This window comes from Inmirania thermothiophila (genome assembly GCF_003751635.1).
GTDB classification, from domain to species: domain Bacteria; phylum Pseudomonadota; class Gammaproteobacteria; order DSM-100275; family DSM-100275; genus Inmirania; species Inmirania thermothiophila.
Genome location: NZ_RJVI01000001.1, coordinates 1,031,170 through 1,048,443, shown reverse-complemented (window position 1 = coordinate 1,048,443; position 17,274 = coordinate 1,031,170). Strand labels below are relative to the sequence as shown.

Genomic DNA, 17,274 nt, shown 5'->3' with positions numbered 1-17,274 from the left:
CGCCCGCAGGCGGGCTCCGTTCCGCTCAGCTGCGGTCGTCGGCGAAGCCCAGCGCCGCCGTGCCGATCACGCCCCGCGTCGCCCGCACCGCCGGCTCGCCGCTGCGGTCGTCCGCCGCCACCAGCCCGCCGCCCGGCTGCGACACGCTCGCCACCACCGCCGGCTCGCCGCTGCGGTCCTGCCCGTACTCCAGCGTCCCCGCCGTCGCCGTCATCGCCAGCCCCGACAGCAGCACCGCACCCAGCACACCCTTCAGCATCTCGTGAGTCTTCATCTCGCGTTCTCCTCAGATCTTCGCTTCGCTTGCAGGGCGTGCAATCGCCGCCCCTCGCACCATGAGACCCGGCCTCCGCCCGGATCCTTACCGGCCCGGTGCGAAAAAGGGGCGCGGGCCGCGTATACTGGCGCCATGCACCCGCACCACCCCCGCACCGGCCGCTTCCCGCCCCGGAGACCCCGCCCGTGAGCATCCGCGTCGAGCCCGCCGTCTGCCCCCACGACTGCCCCTCGGCCTGCGCCCTGGAGGTGGAGGTGCACCCGGGCGGGCGCATCGGGCGGATCCGCGGCAGCCGCCGCAACCCCTACACCGCCGGGGTCATCTGCGCCAAGGTGGCCCGCTACGCCGAGCGCCTCCACCACCCAGACCGCCTCGTGCAGCCGCTGCGCCGCGTCGGGGCCAAGGGCGAGGGGCGCTTCGTGCCGGTCTCGTGGGAGGCGGCCCTGGACGAGGTGGCGGAACGGCTGGCCGAGGCCGCCGCCCGCCACGGGCCCGAGACGGTCTGGCCCTACTACTACGCCGGCACCATGGGGCTCGTGCAGCGCGACGGCATCAACCGGCTGCGCCACTGCCTGGGCTGGTCGGGCCAGGAGACCAACATCTGCACCGGCATCGGCTATCCGGGCTGGATCGCCGGCGCCGGGGCGCTGCGCGGCACCGACCCGCGGGAGCTGGCCGAGAGCGAGCTCATCGTGATCTGGGGCTGCAACGCGGTGGCGACCCAGGTCAACGTCATGACCCACGTCGCCCGCGCCCGCCGGCGCGGCGCCCGCCTGGTGGTGGTGGACCCGGTGCGCACGCCCACCGCCGAGAAGGCGGACCTGCACCTCGCCCCCCGCCCGGGCACCGACGGCGCGCTGGCCTGCGCGGTGATGCACGTCCTCTTCCGCGACGGGTTCGCCGACCGCGACTACCTCGCCCGCTACACCCGCGACGCCGAGGCCCTCGAGGCCCACCTGCGCCACCGCGGCCCCGCCTGGGCGGAGCCGATCACCGGCGTCCCCGCCGCCGAGATCGAGGCCTTCGCCCGCCTCTACGGCGCCACCCGCCGCAGCTTCATCCGCCTCGGGCTCGGCATGAGCCGCCAGCGCAACGGCGCTCACAACGTCCACGCCGTGAGCTGCCTGCCCGCGGTCACGGGGGCCTGGCGCCACCGCGGCGGCGGGGCGCTGCTCGCCACCAGCGGCGTCTTCCACACCGACAAGACCCTCATCGAGGGCCTCGACGCCCGCCGCGACGGCGTGCGCAGCCTGGACATGTCCCGCATCGGGGCCGTGCTGGCGGGCGAACCCGAGGCGCTCGCGGGCGGACCGCCCGTGACCGCGATGCTGATCCAGAACACCAATCCCGCGGAGGTGGCGCCGGACTCGGCGCGGGTGCGGGCGGGGCTCGCCCGCGAGGACCTCTTCCTCTGCGTGCACGAGCAGTTCCTCACCGCCACCGCACGCCTCGCCGACATCGTGCTGCCGGCCACGATGTTCCTGGAGCACGACGACCTCTACCAGAGCTACGGCCACACCTTCCTGCAGCTCGGCCGCAAGGTGGTGGAACCGCCCGGCGCGTGCCGCTCCAACCACGAGGTGGTGTGCGCCCTCGCCGCGCGCCTCGGCGCCGAGCACCCGGGCTTCGGCATGAGCGCGCTGGAGCTCATCGCCGCGACCCTGGAGCGCTCGGGCTATCCGCCCCTTGCCGAGCTCGAGCGCACCCGCCTCCACGACTGCGCCCTGCCCTCGGAGCGGATGCGCTTCCTCGACGGCTTCGCCTGGCCCGACGGGCGCTTCCGCTTCCGCCCCGAGTGGGCGGCGCTGGGTCCGGAGGGGGCGGCCATGCCCCCGCTGCCCGACCACTGGGCGGTGAACGAGCCCGCGGACGCGGCGTACCCCCTGCGCCTGGTCACGCCCCCGGCGCGCGGCTTCCTCAACACCACCTTCACCGAGACGCCGGGCTCGCGCACGGCCGAGGAGGCGCCGCGCCTGCAGATCCGTCCCGACGACGCCGCCGCCTGCGGCATCGGCGATGGCGACTGGGTGGAGGTGGCGAGCCGCCGCGGCCGCATCCGCCTGCGCGCCCGCATCCGCGAGGGCCTCGCCCCCGGGACCGTTTGCCTGGAGGGCATCTGGCCCGGCGCCGCCTTCGCCGACGGCCTGGGCGCCAACGCCCTGGTGGCCGCCGACCGCCCCGCGCCCCGCGGCGGCGCCGCCTTCCACGACACCGCGGTGGCGGTGCGCCCGGCACCGCCGCCCGGAGGCGCCCGGCTCAGTCGGGACGGCGGATGACGAGGCTGCCCCAGACCGGGATGTCGTCCAGGGCCTCGATCTCCTGGGAGCGGGCGCGCACGGCGACGCTGAGCTCCAGCCCCCACGGGCCCGGGAAGGTGTAGCCGACCCAGGCCTCGCCCACGACGGGACGGAGCTCGTCGCGGGAGAAGGTCACGTCGCTGTCGCGGAACTGCCCCTGCAGGAGCACGTTGTAGAGCCGGTAACGCAGCATGAGGCCGGCCCACAGGTAGCGGTCGCCGCGGCCGCGATCGCCGGTGCCGCCGCCGCCGAGGACGATGTACTCGGCCTCCTGGGGCGTGAAGCTCCACCACGGGCTCGCGATGCGCCCCGAGCGCCAGCCGAGGCCCACCCCGAGGCCGGTGATGCCGCCGAGGGCCGCCTCCGCCGTCCACACGAGCTCGCGGGTGCCCCCCGCGCCGCGCCGCGCCCACAGCAGCGCGTTGCGGTTGAGGCTCCAGCGGAAGGTGGGCTCGCCGCCATCGGAGATCTGGTGGTCCCAGCCGCGCGGATCGTCGCCGCTGAAGGTGGCGTGCAGGCCCTCCTGCATCGTCTCGCAGACGGAGGTGCCGAGCAGGCCGAGGGTGAGGTTGGTGTCGTAGCTCACCCCCTGCGCCGGCAGCGGGCGGCCGGTCGTGGCCCCGACGAAGATCACGCAGCCGTAGGGGTGGTCGTCGGGGACGGGCTCGGCGCGGGTGATGTCGCTCGGGGTGAAGGCGGCGATGCCGAACTCGAGGGCGTGGCGGCGCGTCCGCCCGGCCCGCGCCAGGCGCTCGACGCCGACGAGGCGGTCGAACCCGCGCAGCAGCGCGTGGATGGAGAGGGGGTGGTCGAGGACGCGGTCGCCGTAGAGGGTGAAGGCGAAGCCGCCGGTGTAGTCCCGGTCGCTGGGGGTCAGGCCGAAGGCGTCGTTGTCGATGTGGAACGACCAGCCGCCCGCGCGCACCGCCCCGGGCTCGGGCCGGCCCACGTCCCCCGGGTCGGCATGCGCCGCAAGCGCCGCGAGCCCGAGCAGCACCACCCCCGTCCAGCGCGCCGTTGGCATCGTCCTCAATCCCCCGTATGATCGAGCGATTCGAATGATAACCTCGGAAACACCGGATTGCAGGGCCGCTGCAGGCGGGGAAGGAGGCGTCGTGACGGAGATCCCCTGGCGCCCGGACTGGCGCGTCGGCATCGCCTGGATGGACCGCGACCACGCGATCCTGCGCCGCCTCGCCGACCGGCTCTTCGCCGCCGCCTCGGGCGACACCGCCCCGGCGCAGGTGCTCGCCGTCGCCGACGAGCTCATCCGCCACGCCCGCCTCCACTTCCACAAGGAGGAGCGCGAGATGGACCGGCTCGGCCATGCCGACGAGGTCCAGCACCGCTTCCAGCACGACCACCTGATCCACGAGCTGGAGCACCTGCGCGCGGAGCTGGCGCGCGAGCCCCACCCGGACCCGGCGCCGCTGGCCTCTTTCCTCCACCACTGGCTCGACGACCACATCCTCGAGAGCGACCGCCCGCTCGCCGCGGCGCTTCGCGCCGACGCTCACCGGTAGCGCAGCGAGAGGTCCACCGCGCGCACATGCTTGGTGAGGGCGCCGACGGAGATGTCGTCGACGCCGGTCTCGGCCACGGCGCGCACGCGCTCGAGGGTGACGTCCCCCGAGGCCTCCAGGCGGCAGCGCCCGCGCGCAATGCGCACCGCCTCCCGCAGCCCCTCCAGCGGGAAGTTGTCGAGGAGCGCCCGGCGGGCGCCGGCGGCGACCGCCTCCTCGAGCTGGCCGAGATCCTCCACCTCCACCTCCACCTCGAGCCCGGGGTTGCGCGCCAGGGCGCGGCGCACCGCCTCGGCCACCGAGCCGAGGGCGGCGATGTGGTTCTCCTTGACGAGGACGGCGTCGTAGAGGCCCATGCGGTGGTTGTGGCCGCCGCCGGCGCGCACGGCGTACTTCTGCGCCGCGCGCAGGCCGGGCAGGGTCTTGCGGGTGTCCAGGATGCGCACCCCCGTGCCGGCCACCGCGTCGACGTAGCGGCGCGTCACGGTGGCCGTGCCGGAGAGGGTCTGGAGGAAGTTGAGGGCCGTGCGCTCGCCGGTGAGCAGCGGGGCCGCCGGCCCCTCGAGCTCGCACAGCACCGTCCCCGGCCCCACCCGCTCGCCCTCCGCCACGCGCCAGCGCACCGCGACGGCCGGGTCGAGGCGGGCGAAGACGGCGTCGAACCAGGGGCGGCCGCAGACCACCGCCTCCTCGCGGCAGACCACCGCCGCGGCGAGGCGCACGCCGGCATCCAGCAGCGCCGCGGTGCGGTCGCCCGGCCCCACGTCCTCGGCCAGCGCCGCGGCCACGTTGGCGGCCACCGCCTCGGGATCCGGCCCTGGCACCATCCTCGTCCCCCTCTCCTCGCGGCCAAGGCGCCCGATCTTAACAGCCGCCCGCCTTTCCGGTAACGTGGTGCGCCGCTTGCGGCCTGCAGCGAGGGAGGGGTATGGGGGGATCGATCCGGGCCCTGGGGGCGGCGCTGCGCGACCTCGTCCCCATCGTCGCCGTCGTCGCCTTCTTCCAGCTCGTGGTGCTGCGCCAGCCGCTGCCCGACCTCGGCCGCCTCCTCGGCGGGACCCTCCTGGTGGCCGCGGGACTGGCGCTCTTCGTGCGCGGCCTCGAGATCGGCCTCTTCCCCCTCGGCGAGTCCATGGCCTACGCCTTCGCCCGCCGCGGCGGCCTCGGCGCCCTGCTCGCCTTCGCCTTCTGCCTCGGCTTCGGCACCACCGTGGCCGAGCCCGCCCTCATCGCCATCGCCGGCGAGGCCGCGAAGGTGGCCGCGGCCGAGGGCCACATCGAGGGCAGCGCGCAGGCCCAGGCCCGCTACGCCCTCGGCCTGCGCCTGACGGTGGCGCTCTCGGTGGGGGTCGCCCTCGTCCTCGGCGTGCTGCGCATCCTGCGCGGCTGGCCCATCCACCGCATGATCGCCGCAGGCTACGTCCTCGTCGTGGTCATGACCGCCTTCGCCCCGCCCGAGATCATCGGCATCGCCTACGACTCGGGGGGTGTGACCACCTCCACCATCACGGTGCCGCTGGTGACGGCGCTGGGGGTGGGCCTCGCCTCCAGCATCCGCGGCCGCAACGCCCTGGTGGACGGCTTCGGCCTCATCGCCTTCGCCTCGCTCACGCCCATGATCTTCGTCATGGGCTACGGGATGCTGGTGGGATGAGCTGGGTTGCAGACCTCGGCGGCGCGCTCCTCGGCACCCTGCGCGACGTCGCCCCCATCGCCGTGATCCTGGCCTTCTTCCAGCTCGCGGTGCTGCGCCGCCCGCTGCCCAACCCGCGCCGCATCCTCCTCGGCACCCTGTGGGTGATGGTGGGCATGAGCCTCTTCCTCGTGGGGCTCGAACAGGCGCTGTTCCCCCTCGGCCGCACCATGGCGGCGCAGCTCACCGATCCCCGCCTCCTCGGCGGCGAGGCGGCGGCGTGGTGGCGCTACTGGCCGGTCTACGCCTTCGCCGCCGCCATCGGCTTCGCCACCACCCTGGCCGAGCCGGCGCTGCTGGCGGTGGCGATCAAGGCGCGGGAGGTCTCGGGCGGCGCCGTCGGGGTGACGGGCCTGCGGGTCGCGGTCGCCCTCGGGGTGGCGGCCGGGCTCGCCGTGGGCACCCTGCGCATCGTCACCGGCACGCCGCTGCACCACTACATCATCGCCGGCTACATCGTGGTGGTGGTGCAGACGCTCTACGCCCCGCGCATGATCGTGCCGCTGGCCTACGACTCGGGGGGCGTGACCACCTCCACCGTGACCGTCCCTCTGGTGGCCGCCCTCGGCCTCGGGCTCGCCTCCAACGTCCCCGGGCGCAGCCCGCTGCTCGACGGCTTCGGCCTCATCGCCTTCGCCAGCCTGTTCCCGATGATCACGGTCATGGGCTACGCTCAGCTCAGCGCCTGGCGGGCGCGAGGACGCGGCCCGGGGAGGAGCTGAGCCATGCACTTCAAGCTCATCATCGCGCTGGTGGAGGACCACAAGACCGACGAGGTGATGGAGGCGGCGCGCGAGGCCGGCGCCACCGGCTGCACGGTCATCGCCAACGCCCGCGGCGAGGGGCTGCGCCAGCCCAAGACCTTCTTCGGGCTGAGCCTGGAGACCCAGCGCGACGCCGTCCTCTTCCTCGTGGAGGAGCACCTGGCGCGGAAGATCCTCGAGACCATCGCCCGCGTCGGCGAGTTCGACAGCAAGCCCGGCACGGGCATCGCCTTCCTCCTGGACGTGGAGGATGCGGTGGGGGTGAGCCACCAGGTGAGCGCGCTGTCGCAGGTGGTGGAGGAGCGGATCTGAGGGGGGCACGGCCATGGAGCGCGAGGAGAGACTGGTGCGCGTACGCGACGTCATGCACCGCGAGTTCGACTGGGTCGACGGGATGGAGACGGTGGCCGCGGCGCTGGAGCGGATGCAGCGCCGCGGGCTCACCGCGCTGGTGGTGAAGAAGCGCCACCCGGACGACGAGTACGGGCTGCTGCTCGCCTCCGACATCGCGCGCAAGGTGCTCGCCCCCGACCGCGCCCCCGAGCGGGTCAACGTCTACGAGGTCATGGCCAAGCCGGTCCTGACCGTGGACGCCGACATGAACATCCGCTACTGCGCGCGGCTCTTCGACCGCTTCCGCATCTCCCAGGCGCCGGTGGTGGAGGGCGGCGAGGTGGTGGGCCTCGTGACCTTCCTGGACCTCGTCCTGCGCGGCATGGGCCCGGCGGCGGCGCGGTGAGCCGGTTCGGCGAGGTGGACCGCGCCAGCGGCCGCGTCGCCGGCGCCCGCTGGCTGCCGAGCCCCAACCGCGACGCGCGCCCGCCCGGGTGCGACGTGGAGCTGGTGGTGATCCACGCCATCAGCCTCCCGCCGGGCCAGTACGGGGGCCCCTGGATCGACCGCCTCTTCACCAACCGCCTCGACCCGGCGGCCCATCCCTACTTCGCCGCCGTCGCCCACCTGCGGGTCTCGGCGCACCTGCTCATCCACCGCGACGGCGGCCTGACCCAGTACGTGTCCCTGCACGAGCGGGCCTGGCACGCGGGCGAGTCCGCCTTCCGCGGCCGCCCGCGCTGCAACGACTACTCGGTGGGGATCGAGCTGGAGGGCCCGGAGGAGGGCCCCTTCGAGCCCGTCCAGTACCACACCCTGGAGGCGGTCCTCGCCGGCCTGCGCCGGGCATGGCCCGCCCTCACCGCGGACCGGATCGTGGGCCACGCCGACATCGCGCCGGGGCGCAAGCGCGACCCGGGCGCCGGCTTCGACTGGGTGCGGGTGCGCCGCGCCCTGGACGTGGAGGGGAGCGTCGCATGAACCTCATCGCCCTGCTCGCCGCCCTGGCCGCGGATGCCTGGTCGCTGCGGCTGCCCGCCTGGCGCGAGCGCGTCCCGCTCGCGGCCGCCGCCGGCGCCGCGGCGCGCCTGCCGTGGCCGGCGGACCCCACCGCCCGCGCCGTGCTCCTGGTCCTGCCCCTGCCCCTCGCGGTGGGGCTTGCACAGTGGCTGCTCGCGGGGCTCCTCGGCGGGCTCGCCTCCCTCCTCCTCGCCGCCCTCGTCCTCGCCCTCGCCCTCGGACCCGGCCCGCTCTGGCGCGAGGTGGACGGCTGGCTCGCGGCGCGCGCCTGCGGCGACGAGGCGGGGGCCGCCGAGGCCGCCGCCGCGCTCGGGCGGGACCTGCCGCAGGCGACGGTCGCGGACACGATCCTGGTGGAGGCGGTGCGACGGCTGTTCGCGCCCCTGCTCTGGTTCCTCGTCCTCGGCCCGGTGGGCGCGGCCCTCTACCGCTGCGCCTGGTGGCTCGCGCTGCGCGCGCCGGACGGGACCGCCGGGGCCGAGGTGCGCGAGGCCGCGCGGCGGCTCCTGTGGCTGCTGGACTGGCTGCCGGCGCGGGGCACCGCCCTCGCCTACGCCCTCGCCGGCAGCTTCGACGAGACCCTGGCGGGGTGGCGCTGCTTCGCCCGCCGCAGCGCCGACCCGGGACGCGGGGCCACCGAGGAGCTGCTGGTCTGCACCGGGCGCGGCGCCCTCGGCCTCGTGGGCGACGACGGCGAGGTGACGGCGGACCCCTCGGCCGAGGCCGTGCGGCGCGCCCGCGACCTCGTGCGCCGGGCCGTCGTGGTCTGGGTCACGGCGGTGGCGCTGCTGACCCTCGGCGGCTGGATCGCCTGAAGAGCTCGCACCCCAACAGCACCGCCACGCCGGCGGTGATGGCGGCGTCGGCGAGGTTGAAGGCCGGCCAGTGCCAGCCCCGCCAGTGCAGGTCCAGGAAGTCCACGACGTGCCCCAGACGGAGCCGGTCGGCGAGGTTGCCGACGGCGCCGCCGAGGACCAGCGCAAGCCCCAGCCCCTCGGCCCTGTGCCCCGCCTCGAGCCGCAGCAGCCAGCGCAGGAGCAGGAGCGAGACCGCCGCCGCCACCGCGGCGAGGAGCCAGCGCTGCCAGCCGCCGGCCTCGCGCAGCAGCGAGAAGGCCGCCCCCTCGTTGCGGACGAGGACGAGGTTCAGCACCGGCGCCACCGCCACCGCCTCGCCGGGCGCGAGCAGCAGCGTCGCCAGCACCTTGGCGGCCTGGTCCAGCAGCACCACCATGGCCGCGGTGGCAAGCCACAGGATGCGCTCGCCGCTCCAGGTCACGGGCGCCGCCGCGCCTCAGGCCACGCGGCGCCGCTCGCCGGCGCCGGCGACGTTCTCCACGCAGCGCCCGCACAGCGCCGGGTGGGCCGGATCGGCCCCCACGTCGGGCCGCCGGTGCCAGCAGCGCACGCACTTGGGGTGGGGGCTTCGCCGCACGTGCACCCGCACGCCCGCCAGCGCGCCGGGCGCGGCCTCGTCGGGGGCCTGCTCCAGGGGATGCAGGCGCAGCGCCGAGACCAGGAAGGCGAAGCGCAGCTCGTCGCCGGCCGGGGCCAGCCGCTCCAGCCGCTCGGGGGCGAGGTAGAGATCCACCTCGGCCTCCAGCGAGGAGCCCACCTCGTCGGCGTTGCGCGCCCGCTCGATGGCCCGCGCCACCTCGTCCCGCAGCGCCAGCACCTCCTGCCACAGCCGCTCGCCGAGGGCCTCGTCGGCGGCCGGTCCCACGGGGATCTCGTGCCAGGTGGCGAGGAAGACGCTCTCGGCGCGCTCGCCCGGCAGGTGGTGCCAGATCTCCTCGGCGGTGAAGCTCAGGATCGGCGCGAGCCACCGCACCATGGCCTCGGCGATGTGGTGAAGGACGGTCTGCGCCGAGCGGCGGGCGTGCCCGGCGGCCTTCGCCGTGTAGAGGCGGTCCTTGAGCACGTCGAGGTAGAAGCTGCCCAGATCGACGGTGCAGAAGTTGTGCACGCGCTGGTAGATGTGGTGGAACTCGTAGGCCTCGTAGGCCCGCACCACCTCCTCCTGCAGGGCGCGGGTGCGCTCCAGGGCCCAGCGGTCGAGGGCCACGAGCTCGGCCACCGGCACCGCGTCGCGCGCGGGGTCGAAGTCGTGGAGGTTGCCGAGGAGGAAGCGCGCGGTGTTGCGGATGCGCCGGTAGGCATCGGCCATGCGGTCGAGGATCTCGTCCGAGACCCCCATGTCGCCGCGGTAGTCGGTGGCCGCCACCCACAGCCGCAGCACATCGGCACCGAGGCGGTCCATGACCGCCTGGGGGGCGATGACGTTGCCCAGGGACTTGGACATCTTGCGCCCCTGGGCGTCCACGGTGAAGCCGTGGGTGAGGACCCCGCGGTAGGGGGCGACGCCGTTCATCGCCACCGAGGCGAGGAGCGAGCTCTGGAACCAGCCGCGGTGCTGGTCCGAGCCCTCGAGGTAGAGATCGGCCGGGAAGCCCAGCTCCTCGCGCTGCTCCAGCACCGTGTAGTGGGTGACGCCGGAGTCGAACCAGACGTCGAGGGCGTCGTCCACCTTGACGTAGTCCGCCGCCTCCTCGCCCAGCAGCTCCGCCGGGTCGAGGTCGTACCAGGCGTCGATGCCGGCCTCCTCGATGCGCCGCGCGACGGCCTCGATGAGCTCCGGGGTGCGCGGATGGAGCGCGCCGTGCTCGCGGTGGACGAAGAGCGCGATGGGCACGCCCCAGGAGCGCTGGCGCGAGATGCACCAGTCCGGGCGCGTCGCCACCATGGAGGCGATGCGCGACTCGCCCCAGGCCGGGGTCCAGCGCACCCCGCGGATGGCCTCGAGGGCGGCCTCGCGCAGCCCCTTGCGGTCCATGGCGATGAACCACTGCGGCGTGGCGCGGAAGATGATGGGCGTCTTGTGGCGCCAGCAGTGCGGGTAGCTGTGCCGGATCGGCTCGTGGGCCAGGAGCGCGCCGCGCGCGCGCAGGACCTCCACCACGTGGTCGTTGGCCTCGAAGACGAACTCGCCGGCGAAGAGCTCCGTGCCGGGGAGGAAGCGGCCGTCGTCGCCCACCGGGTTGTCCACCGGCAGGCCGTAGCGCCGGCCCACCTCGAAGTCCTCCTGGCCGTGGCCCGGGGCGGTGTGCACCGCGCCGGTGCCGGCCTCCACGGTGACGTGCTCGCCGAGGATCACCGGGACCTCGCGCGCCTGGAAGGGGTGACGCAGGCGCAGCCCCTCCAGCGCCGCCCCCTTGCAGCGTCCGAGGACCTCGTGGCGGTCGGCGCCGTAGCGTGCGAGCGCCGCGCCGGCCAGGGCCTCGGCGAGGAGCAGCCGCTCGCGCCGCCCGCCGATCTCGGCCGCGACGAGGACGTAGTCCACCTCGGGGTGCAGCGCCACCGCCTGATTGGCGGGCAGGGTCCAGGGGGTGGTGGTCCAGATGGGCACCGCGAGCGGCGCCTCCTCGTCGACGGCGCCGCAGCGCGCGGCGAAGGCCGCCGCATCGACGGCGGCGAAGCGCACGTCGATGGCGGGCGAGGTGCGCTCCTCGTACTCCACCTCCGCCTCCGCGAGGGCCGAGCGGCACTCGGCGCACCAGTGCACGGGCTTGGCGCCGCGCACCACGTGGCCGTTGGCGATGACGCGCCCGAGCGCGCGCACGATGTCGGCCTCGCAGCGGAAATCCATGGTGAGATAGGGCCGCTCCCAGTCGCCGAAGACGCCGAGGCGCTTGAAGTCGCGCTTCTGCCGCTCCACCTGCTCGGCGGCGTAGGCGCGGCAGGCCCGGCGGAAGGTGCGGGGATCCACCGCCTCGCCCGCCTTGCCGATCTCGCGCTCCACGTGCAGCTCGATGGGCAGGCCGTGGCAGTCCCAGCCCGGCACGTAGGGGACGTCGTAGCCGGCGAGCAGGCGCGACTTGTTGATGATGTCCTTGAGGACCTTGTTCACGGCGTGGCCGATATGGATCGCGCCGTTGGCGTAGGGCGGCCCGTCGTGGAGGATGAACTTCGGCCGCCCCCGCCGCGCCTCGCGCACGCGCGCATACAGCCCCATCGCCTCCCAGCGCGCGAGGATCTCGGGCTCGCGCCGCGGCAGGTTGGCGCGCATGGGGAATTCGGTCCTGGGAAGGTTCAGCGTGTCCTTGTAGTCCGCCATCGGCCCCTCTTCTCCCGGGTTCGTCCGGCCCGCTCAGGCCCCCGCCCGCACCGCCGCGAGGTAGGCCCGCGCCTGCCGGGCGTCCTGCGCGATCTGCGCCTTGAGCGCCGCCAGCGAGGCGAAGCGGCGCTCCTCGCGCAGCTTGTGCAGGAAGTCCACGTGGATGACCCGCCGGTAGATGTCGCCGGCGAAGTCGAACAGATGCACCTCCAGCAGCACCGCGCCGCCGCCCACCGTGGGCCGGCTGCCGACGTTGGCCACCCCCGACAGCGGCTCGTGCTCGAGGCCGAAGACCTCCACCGCGTAGACGCCCCGCAGCGGGGCCACCTTGCGCCGCAGCGGCACGTTCGCGGTGGGGAAGCCGATGCTGCGCCCGCGCCGGTCCCCGGGCATGACCCGGCCGCTGATGCGGTAGGGCCGCCCCAGCAGCTCCTGCACAAGCTCCATGTCGCCGGCGGCGAGGGCCTCGCGCACCCGCGTCGAGCTCACCCGCCGCCCGCCGAGCTGCACCGTGTGCATCCGCGCCACGGCGAAGCCGTGCCGCGCCCCCGCCCGCTCCAGCATGGCGAAGTCGCCACGCCGGCCGCGGCCGAAGCGGAAGTCGTCGCCCACCACCAGGTAGCGCACCCCCAGTCCCGCCACCAGCACCTCGTCGATGAAGGCCTCCGCCTCCATCGCCGCAAGGCCCGGGTTGAAGCGCAGGCACAGCACCCGCTGCACGCCGAAGCGCGCCAGCGCCTTGAGCTTCTCCCGCAGGGTGGTGAGCCGCGGCGGCGCCTCGCCGGGCGCGAAGTACTCCTCGGGCAGCGGCTCGAAGGTGACCACCACCGCGGGCAGCCCCAGCTCCGCCGCCTTCTCCGCCACCTGCCCGAGCACCGCCTGGTGGCCCAGGTGGACGCCGTCGAACTTGCCGATGGTGGCGACGCACCCCCGGTGCCGGGGACGCAGGCTGTAGTGTCCGCGTATGAGTTCCATGGCACCGCCGCGACCGGAAAGGGGCCGATTATACGGGAGTTCGCGGGCCGCTTCAGGCCGCCGCGGGGGCGCGCAGCGCCGCCGGCCGAAGCCCCAGGACCCACAGCACGAGGCCGTAGACCGCGGCCCCGAGCCCGATCCAGAGGGCGAGGCGCAGCGCCCGCCCGCCCGCATCCAGGGCGAGCCACGCCTCGAGCGGTCCGGCGCCGGCCGCCACCACCCCCGTCATCGCCGCCGTCGCCGCCGCCACCTGCAGCCCCAGGCGCCGCCAGCCCGGGCCCGGCCGGTAGTGCCCCTGGCGGCGCAGCAGCCACACCAGGGCGAGCCCGTTGACGCTGGCCGCGGCCGAGGTCGCCGCGGCCAGCCCGGCGTGGGCCAGGGGCAGCACCAGGGCGAGGCTGAGGGCGAGATTCACCGCCACCGCCACCAGCGCCACCCGCACCGGCGTGCGCGTGTCCTGGCGGGCGTAGAAGCCCGGTGCCGCCACCTTGACGAGGACGAAGCCCGGCAGCCCCGCGGCATAGGCCACCAGTGCCCGCGCCGCCATCTCCACGTCCTGCCCGCCGAAGGCCCGGTACTGGAAAAGGGTCGCGAGCATCGGGCCCGCCAGCGCCGCCAGCCCCGCCGCCGCAGGCACCGTGATCAGCGCGACCCAGCGCAGCGCCCAGTCCAGGGTGGCGCCGTAGGCGTCGGCGCGGCCGGCGGCGTGGTGGCGGGCGAGCTGCGGCAGCACCACCGTGGCCAGGGCGATGCCGAAGACGCCCAGCGGGAACTCCACCAGGCGGTCGGCGTAGTAGAGCCAGGAGATGCTGCCGGCGACGAGGAAGGAGGCGATCAGGGTGTCCACGAGGAGGTTGATCTGGGTCACCGAGGCGCCGAAGAGGGCCGGGCCCATGAGGCGGACGATGCGCCGCACCCCGGGGTCGCGGGGCGCCGGCCGCGGCCAGGCGAGGAGGCCGAGGCGGGCGAGAAAGGGCAGCTGGAAGGCGAGCTGGGTGAGGCCGGCGAGGAGCACGCCCACGGCGAGCGCCGCCACCGGGGGGTCGAGCCGCGGCGCAAGGAGCAGCGCCGAGCCGATCAGCGAGAGGTTGAGCAGCACCGGCGTCGCCGCGGGCACCGCGAAGCGGCCCCAGGTGTTGAGGACCCCGGCGGCGAGGGCCGTGAGGGCGATGAGGGGTAGGTAGGGAAAGGTCAGGCGCAGGAGCGCGGCGGCGAGCCCGCGCCGCCCGGGGTCGGCGGCAAAGCCCGGCGCGAAGAGCGCCACCACCGCCGGCGCCGCCACCAGCGCCAGCACCGTCAGCGCGAGGAGAAAGGCCCCCAGGGTGCCGGCGACGCGCCCCACCAGCGCCCGCACCGCCTCGGGCCGGTGCGTGCGGTACTCCGCCAGCACCGGCACGAAGGCCTGCGAGAAGGCCCCCTCGGCGAACATGCGGCGGAAGAAGTTGGGGATCTTGAAGGCGACGAAGAAGGCGTCGGTGGCCGGACCGGCGCCGAACAGGGCCGCGATGGTGACGTCGCGCGCGAACCCCAGCACGCGCGAGATGAGCGTCATCCCCCCCACCACGGCGGTGGAGCGCGCAAGATCCCGTCCCACCGGCGAGCGATCCCCCTGCGCGCCCCTCGCGCGCGTTGACACGGCCCGGGAGAATCCGCATAGTATGCGGCCTTTCGTTCGGGACGACCAGCAGGAGAGACGGCCTTGGCCAACACCCGGTCAGCGAGAAAGCGCGCCCGCCAGGCGGAGAAGCGCCGCCGGCACAACGCCAGCCTGCGCTCGATGGTCCGCACCTACATCAAGAAGGTCTACCGCGCCGTCCAGGCCGGCGACCTCGAGCGCGCCCGCGAGGCCTACCGGGCGGCGGTGCCCGTGATCGACCGCATGGCGGCCAAGGGGCTGATCCACAAGAACAAGGCGGCCCGTCACAAGAGCCGGCTCAACCGCCACATCAAGGCCCTCGGCGAGCAGCAGTCGGCCGGCGCCTGAGCCGCCCACGCCTCGCCGCCGCGCCCGCCCGCACCGCGCGCCGGTGCGGGCGGCTTGCTTTGGCCCCCCTCAGACGAGGACGAGGTTGTCGCGGTGGATGAGCTCGGGCTCGTCCACGTAGCCCAGGATGGCCTCGATGCGCGAGCTCGGCTGCCCCATGATCCGGCGCACCTCGTCGGCGTCGTAGTTGACCAGCCCCCGCGCCACCTCGCGCCCCTCGGGGTCGAGGCAGGCCACCAGCTCGCCGCGCCGGAACCGCCCCTCCACCCCGTGCACCCCCACGGGCAGGAGGCTGCGCCCCGCCTCCCGCAGCACCCGCACGGCGCCGGCGTCGAGGTGCAGCCGCCCGGCGACCCGGAGCTGCCCCGCGAGCCAGCGCTTGCGCGCCGCCACCGGCTCCTGGTCCGGCACCAGCAGGGTGCCGATCCGCTCGCCCGCGGCGACGGCGCGCAGGACCCCCTCGCGGCGGCCGCTGGCGATCACCGTGGCGGTCCCGGAGCGGGCGGCGCGACGGGCGGCGGCGAGCTTGGTCGCCATGCCGCCGCGGCCGAGGGCGCCGCCGTCGCCCGAGGCCATGGCGTCGAGGGCGGGATCCCCCACCGCACGCTCCTCCACCACCGGGGCCTGGGGGTCGCGGCGCGGGTCGCGCTCGTGCAGCCCCTCCTGGTCGGTGAGGATCACCAGCACCTCGGCCTCCACCAGGTTGGCCACCAGCGCGGCGAGGTTGTCGTTGTCGCCGAGGCGGATCTCGTCCACCGCCACGGTGTCGTTCTCGTTGACCACCGGCACGACACCGAGGGCGAGCAGCGTGCGCAGGGTGCTGCGGGCGTTGAGGTAGCGGCGGCGGTCGGCGAGGTCGGCGTGGGTCAGCAGCACCTGCGCGGTGTGGCGGCCGCGGGCCTGCAGGTGGGCCTCCCAGGCCTGGACCAGGGCGGCCTGCCCCACCGCCGCGGCGGCCTGAAGGCGGTGCAGCTCGTGCGGGCGGCTGCGCCAGCCGAGCCGGCTCATGCCCGCGGCCACCGCCCCCGAGGAGACCACCACCACCTCCCGCCCGGCCTCCCACAGGGCCGCCACCTCGCCGGCGAAGCGGGCCAGGGTCGCACCGTCGAGGCCGCGGCCGTCGGCGGTGAGCAGCGCGCTGCCGATCTTGACCACCCAGCGGCGGGCGTTGCGCAGGGCGGCCCGGTTCATGCCTCGGCCTCCGCCCGGCCGGCCAGGGCCTCGAGCCGGGCCATGACCGCCTCGGCCAGCGCCCGCGTCCCCGCCCCTGTGGCCCCGGAGACCGCGAACACGGGCCCGCGCCAGCCGAGGCGCGCACCCAGCGCCCGGGCCCGCGCCGCCGCGGTCTCGGCGTCGAGGAGGTCGGTCTTGGTCAGCACCAGCCAGCGCTCGCGCGCCGCGAGCGCGGGGTCGAAGCGGGCAAGCTCGGCGGCGACGGCCACGGCGTCCGCCGCCGCCGCGGCCTCGTCCTGGGTGCCGATGTCCACGAGGTGGAGCAGGATCCGGGTGCGCGCCACGTGCCGCAGGAAGCGGATGCCGAGCCCCGCGCCCTCGGCCGCACCCTCGATCAGCCCCGGGATGTCGGCCATGACGAAGCTGCGGCGGGGATCGACGCGCACCACGCCGAGGTGGGGGTGGAGGGTGGTGAAGGGGTAGTCGGCGACCCGGGGGCGCGCCGCGGAGAGCGCCCGGAGCAGGGTCGACTTGCCGGCGTTGGGCTTGCCCAGCAGCCCGACGTCGGCGAGGACGCGAAGCTCGAGGCGCAGCGTGCGGCGCTCCCCGGGCGTGCCCTTGGTGGCCTCGCGCGGTGCCCGGTTGGTGCTGCTCTTGAAGCGGGTGTTGCCGAGCCCGCGGCGGCCGCCGCGGGCCACCAGCAGGCGCTGGCCGGGAGCGACCAGGTCGCCGATGAGCTCGCCCGTGTCCTCGTCGTGGACCACCGTCCCCACCGGGACCGCGATCTCGAGGTCGGCGCCGCTGCGCCCGGTGCAGTTGCGGCCGCTGCCGTTGCCGCCCCGCTCGGCGCGGAAGCGGCGCTGGTGGCGAAAGTCGGCGAGGGTGTTGAGGTCGGGATCCGCCACCAGGTAGACGCTGCCGCCGTCGCCCCCGTCGCCGCCGTCGGGGCCGCCGCGGGGGATGAAGCGCTCGCGGCGGAAGCTGACGCAGCCGTCGCCGCCGTCGCCGGCCTCGACCCGGATGGTGACCTCGTCGACGAACTTCATGCCACGGCCCCCGGCCGCCCCTCCACCGCCCGGGATACGAAAAGGCCCCGCACCGCGGGGCCTCTCGCGCCGCGCG

The 17,274-nt window shown here is 75.3% G+C and carries 18 protein-coding genes; 9 read left to right on the top strand and 9 right to left on the bottom strand.

Going from position 1 to position 17,274, the window contains the following annotated elements; all coding sequences use genetic code 11:
• Positions 1-25: 25 nt before the first annotated feature.
• Positions 26-274: a hypothetical protein gene (locus EDC57_RS05165; RefSeq protein ID WP_123400764.1), complete on the bottom strand. Its 249-nt coding sequence runs from the start codon at positions 272-274 to the stop codon at positions 26-28.
• Between the two features lie 188 nt (positions 275-462).
• Here EDC57_RS05165 and EDC57_RS05160 point away from each other — a divergent pair, with 188 nt between their 5' ends.
• Positions 463-2,553, top strand: a complete 2,091-nt coding sequence (locus EDC57_RS05160; RefSeq protein WP_123400763.1) for a molybdopterin-dependent oxidoreductase — start codon at positions 463-465, stop codon at positions 2,551-2,553.
• Here the strand turns inward: EDC57_RS05160 and EDC57_RS05155 are convergent.
• The gene (locus EDC57_RS05155; RefSeq protein ID WP_170165041.1) at positions 2,534-3,598 is read right to left on the bottom strand and encodes a lipid A deacylase LpxR family protein; all 1,065 of its coding nucleotides are present in this window, start codon (positions 3,596-3,598) and stop codon (positions 2,534-2,536) included. The genes EDC57_RS05160 and EDC57_RS05155 overlap by 20 nt on opposite strands.
• 91 nt (positions 3,599-3,689) lie before the next feature.
• Between EDC57_RS05155 and EDC57_RS05150 the strand changes: the two genes are divergently transcribed.
• Positions 3,690-4,097, top strand: a complete 408-nt coding sequence (locus EDC57_RS05150) for a bacteriohemerythrin (RefSeq protein ID WP_170165040.1) — start codon at positions 3,690-3,692, stop codon at positions 4,095-4,097.
• Here EDC57_RS05150 and nadC read toward each other — a convergent pair.
• Positions 4,088-4,924, bottom strand: a complete 837-nt coding sequence (gene nadC / locus EDC57_RS05145) for a carboxylating nicotinate-nucleotide diphosphorylase (RefSeq protein ID WP_123400761.1) — start codon at positions 4,922-4,924, stop codon at positions 4,088-4,090. The two genes, EDC57_RS05150 and nadC, sit on opposite strands and share 10 nt — an antisense overlap.
• A gap of 101 nt (positions 4,925-5,025) precedes the next feature.
• Here nadC and EDC57_RS13380 point away from each other — a divergent pair, with 101 nt between their 5' ends.
• From EDC57_RS13380 to ampE, 6 genes are read left to right on the top strand one after another with little or no spacing between them, the layout of a single operon-like run.
• Complete coding sequence (locus tag EDC57_RS13380; protein ID WP_123400760.1) at positions 5,026-5,751, top strand: DUF1538 domain-containing protein; 726 nt, start codon at positions 5,026-5,028, stop codon at positions 5,749-5,751.
• Entirely contained in the window at positions 5,748-6,512 is a 765-nt protein-coding gene (locus EDC57_RS13375; protein ID WP_123400759.1) for a DUF1538 domain-containing protein, read from the top strand. Before EDC57_RS13380 ends, EDC57_RS13375 begins: the two co-directional genes overlap by 4 nt.
• Positions 6,513-6,515: 3 nt before the next feature.
• Positions 6,516-6,866 carry a P-II family nitrogen regulator gene (locus tag EDC57_RS05130; protein WP_123400758.1) on the top strand — a complete coding sequence of 117 codons (351 nt, stop codon included), beginning with the start codon at positions 6,516-6,518 and terminating at the stop codon, positions 6,864-6,866.
• Between the two features lie 13 nt (positions 6,867-6,879).
• Positions 6,880-7,293, top strand: a complete 414-nt coding sequence (locus EDC57_RS05125) for a CBS domain-containing protein (protein ID WP_123400757.1) — start codon at positions 6,880-6,882, stop codon at positions 7,291-7,293.
• A complete protein-coding gene (gene ampD / locus EDC57_RS05120) occupies positions 7,290-7,868 on the top strand; it encodes a 1,6-anhydro-N-acetylmuramyl-L-alanine amidase AmpD (RefSeq protein ID WP_123400756.1) in 579 nt (192 codons plus the stop codon). Before EDC57_RS05125 ends, ampD begins: the two co-directional genes overlap by 4 nt.
• Entirely contained in the window at positions 7,865-8,722 is an 858-nt protein-coding gene (ampE, locus tag EDC57_RS05115; protein ID WP_123400755.1) for a regulatory signaling modulator protein AmpE, read from the top strand. The genes ampD and ampE overlap by 4 nt, the downstream gene beginning before the upstream one ends.
• Here the strand turns inward: ampE and lspA are convergent.
• The 4 genes from lspA to murJ are packed head-to-tail and all read right to left on the bottom strand — an operon-like array spanning position 8,679 to position 14,589.
• Positions 8,679-9,140 (bottom strand): signal peptidase II, encoded by a 462-nt coding sequence (gene lspA / locus EDC57_RS05110; protein ID WP_123400931.1) that lies wholly within the window; start codon positions 9,138-9,140, stop codon positions 8,679-8,681. The two genes, ampE and lspA, sit on opposite strands and share 44 nt — an antisense overlap.
• Positions 9,141-9,200: 60 nt before the next feature.
• Positions 9,201-12,020 (bottom strand): isoleucine--tRNA ligase, encoded by a 2,820-nt coding sequence (gene ileS / locus EDC57_RS05105; protein WP_123400754.1) that lies wholly within the window; start codon positions 12,018-12,020, stop codon positions 9,201-9,203.
• A gap of 33 nt (positions 12,021-12,053) precedes the next feature.
• Positions 12,054-12,995 carry a bifunctional riboflavin kinase/FAD synthetase gene (gene ribF / locus EDC57_RS05100; RefSeq protein WP_123400753.1) on the bottom strand — a complete coding sequence of 314 codons (942 nt, stop codon included), beginning with the start codon at positions 12,993-12,995 and terminating at the stop codon, positions 12,054-12,056.
• A gap of 52 nt (positions 12,996-13,047) precedes the next feature.
• On the bottom strand, positions 13,048-14,589 hold the full coding sequence (murJ, locus tag EDC57_RS05095; RefSeq protein ID WP_123400752.1) for a murein biosynthesis integral membrane protein MurJ: 1,542 nt from the start codon (positions 14,587-14,589) through the stop codon (positions 13,048-13,050).
• Between the two features lie 105 nt (positions 14,590-14,694).
• On the opposite strand from murJ, the gene rpsT reads away from it, so the two are divergent.
• Entirely contained in the window at positions 14,695-14,979 is a 285-nt protein-coding gene (gene rpsT / locus EDC57_RS05090; RefSeq protein ID WP_123400751.1) for a 30S ribosomal protein S20, read from the top strand.
• A gap of 69 nt (positions 14,980-15,048) precedes the next feature.
• On the opposite strand, the gene proB is transcribed toward rpsT, so the two are convergent.
• On the bottom strand, positions 15,049-16,170 hold the full coding sequence (gene proB, locus EDC57_RS05085; RefSeq protein ID WP_123400750.1) for a glutamate 5-kinase: 1,122 nt from the start codon (positions 16,168-16,170) through the stop codon (positions 15,049-15,051).
• Positions 16,167-17,198: an Obg family GTPase CgtA gene (cgtA, locus tag EDC57_RS05080; RefSeq protein ID WP_123400749.1), complete on the bottom strand. Its 1,032-nt coding sequence runs from the start codon at positions 17,196-17,198 to the stop codon at positions 16,167-16,169. The genes proB and cgtA overlap by 4 nt, the downstream gene beginning before the upstream one ends.
• Positions 17,199-17,274 lie beyond the last annotated feature (76 nt).

Bases quoted from the DNA above. Each gene is read 5' to 3' on its own strand.
- lspA (WP_123400931.1), bottom strand. From the start codon at position 9,140: ATGGTGGTGCTGCTGGACCAGGCCGCCAAGGTGCTGGCGACGCTGCTG.
- ileS (WP_123400754.1), bottom strand. From the start codon at position 12,020: ATGGCGGACTACAAGGACACGCTGAACCTTCCCAGGACCGAATTCCCC.
- EDC57_RS05155 (WP_170165041.1), bottom strand. From the start codon at position 3,598: ATGCCAACGGCGCGCTGGACGGGGGTGGTGCTGCTCGGGCTCGCGGCG.
- ribF (WP_123400753.1), bottom strand. From the start codon at position 12,995: ATGGAACTCATACGCGGACACTACAGCCTGCGTCCCCGGCACCGGGGG.
- proB (WP_123400750.1), bottom strand. From the start codon at position 16,170: ATGAACCGGGCCGCCCTGCGCAACGCCCGCCGCTGGGTGGTCAAGATC.
- EDC57_RS05130 (WP_123400758.1), top strand. From the start codon at position 6,516: ATGCACTTCAAGCTCATCATCGCGCTGGTGGAGGACCACAAGACCGAC.
- EDC57_RS05165 (WP_123400764.1), bottom strand. From the start codon at position 274: ATGAAGACTCACGAGATGCTGAAGGGTGTGCTGGGTGCGGTGCTGCTG.
- EDC57_RS13380 (WP_123400760.1), top strand. From the start codon at position 5,026: ATGGGGGGATCGATCCGGGCCCTGGGGGCGGCGCTGCGCGACCTCGTC.
- nadC (WP_123400761.1), bottom strand. From the start codon at position 4,924: ATGGTGCCAGGGCCGGATCCCGAGGCGGTGGCCGCCAACGTGGCCGCG.
- EDC57_RS05125 (WP_123400757.1), top strand. From the start codon at position 6,880: ATGGAGCGCGAGGAGAGACTGGTGCGCGTACGCGACGTCATGCACCGC.
- ampE (WP_123400755.1), top strand. From the start codon at position 7,865: ATGAACCTCATCGCCCTGCTCGCCGCCCTGGCCGCGGATGCCTGGTCG.
- cgtA (WP_123400749.1), bottom strand. From the start codon at position 17,198: ATGAAGTTCGTCGACGAGGTCACCATCCGGGTCGAGGCCGGCGACGGC.
- EDC57_RS13375 (WP_123400759.1), top strand. From the start codon at position 5,748: ATGAGCTGGGTTGCAGACCTCGGCGGCGCGCTCCTCGGCACCCTGCGC.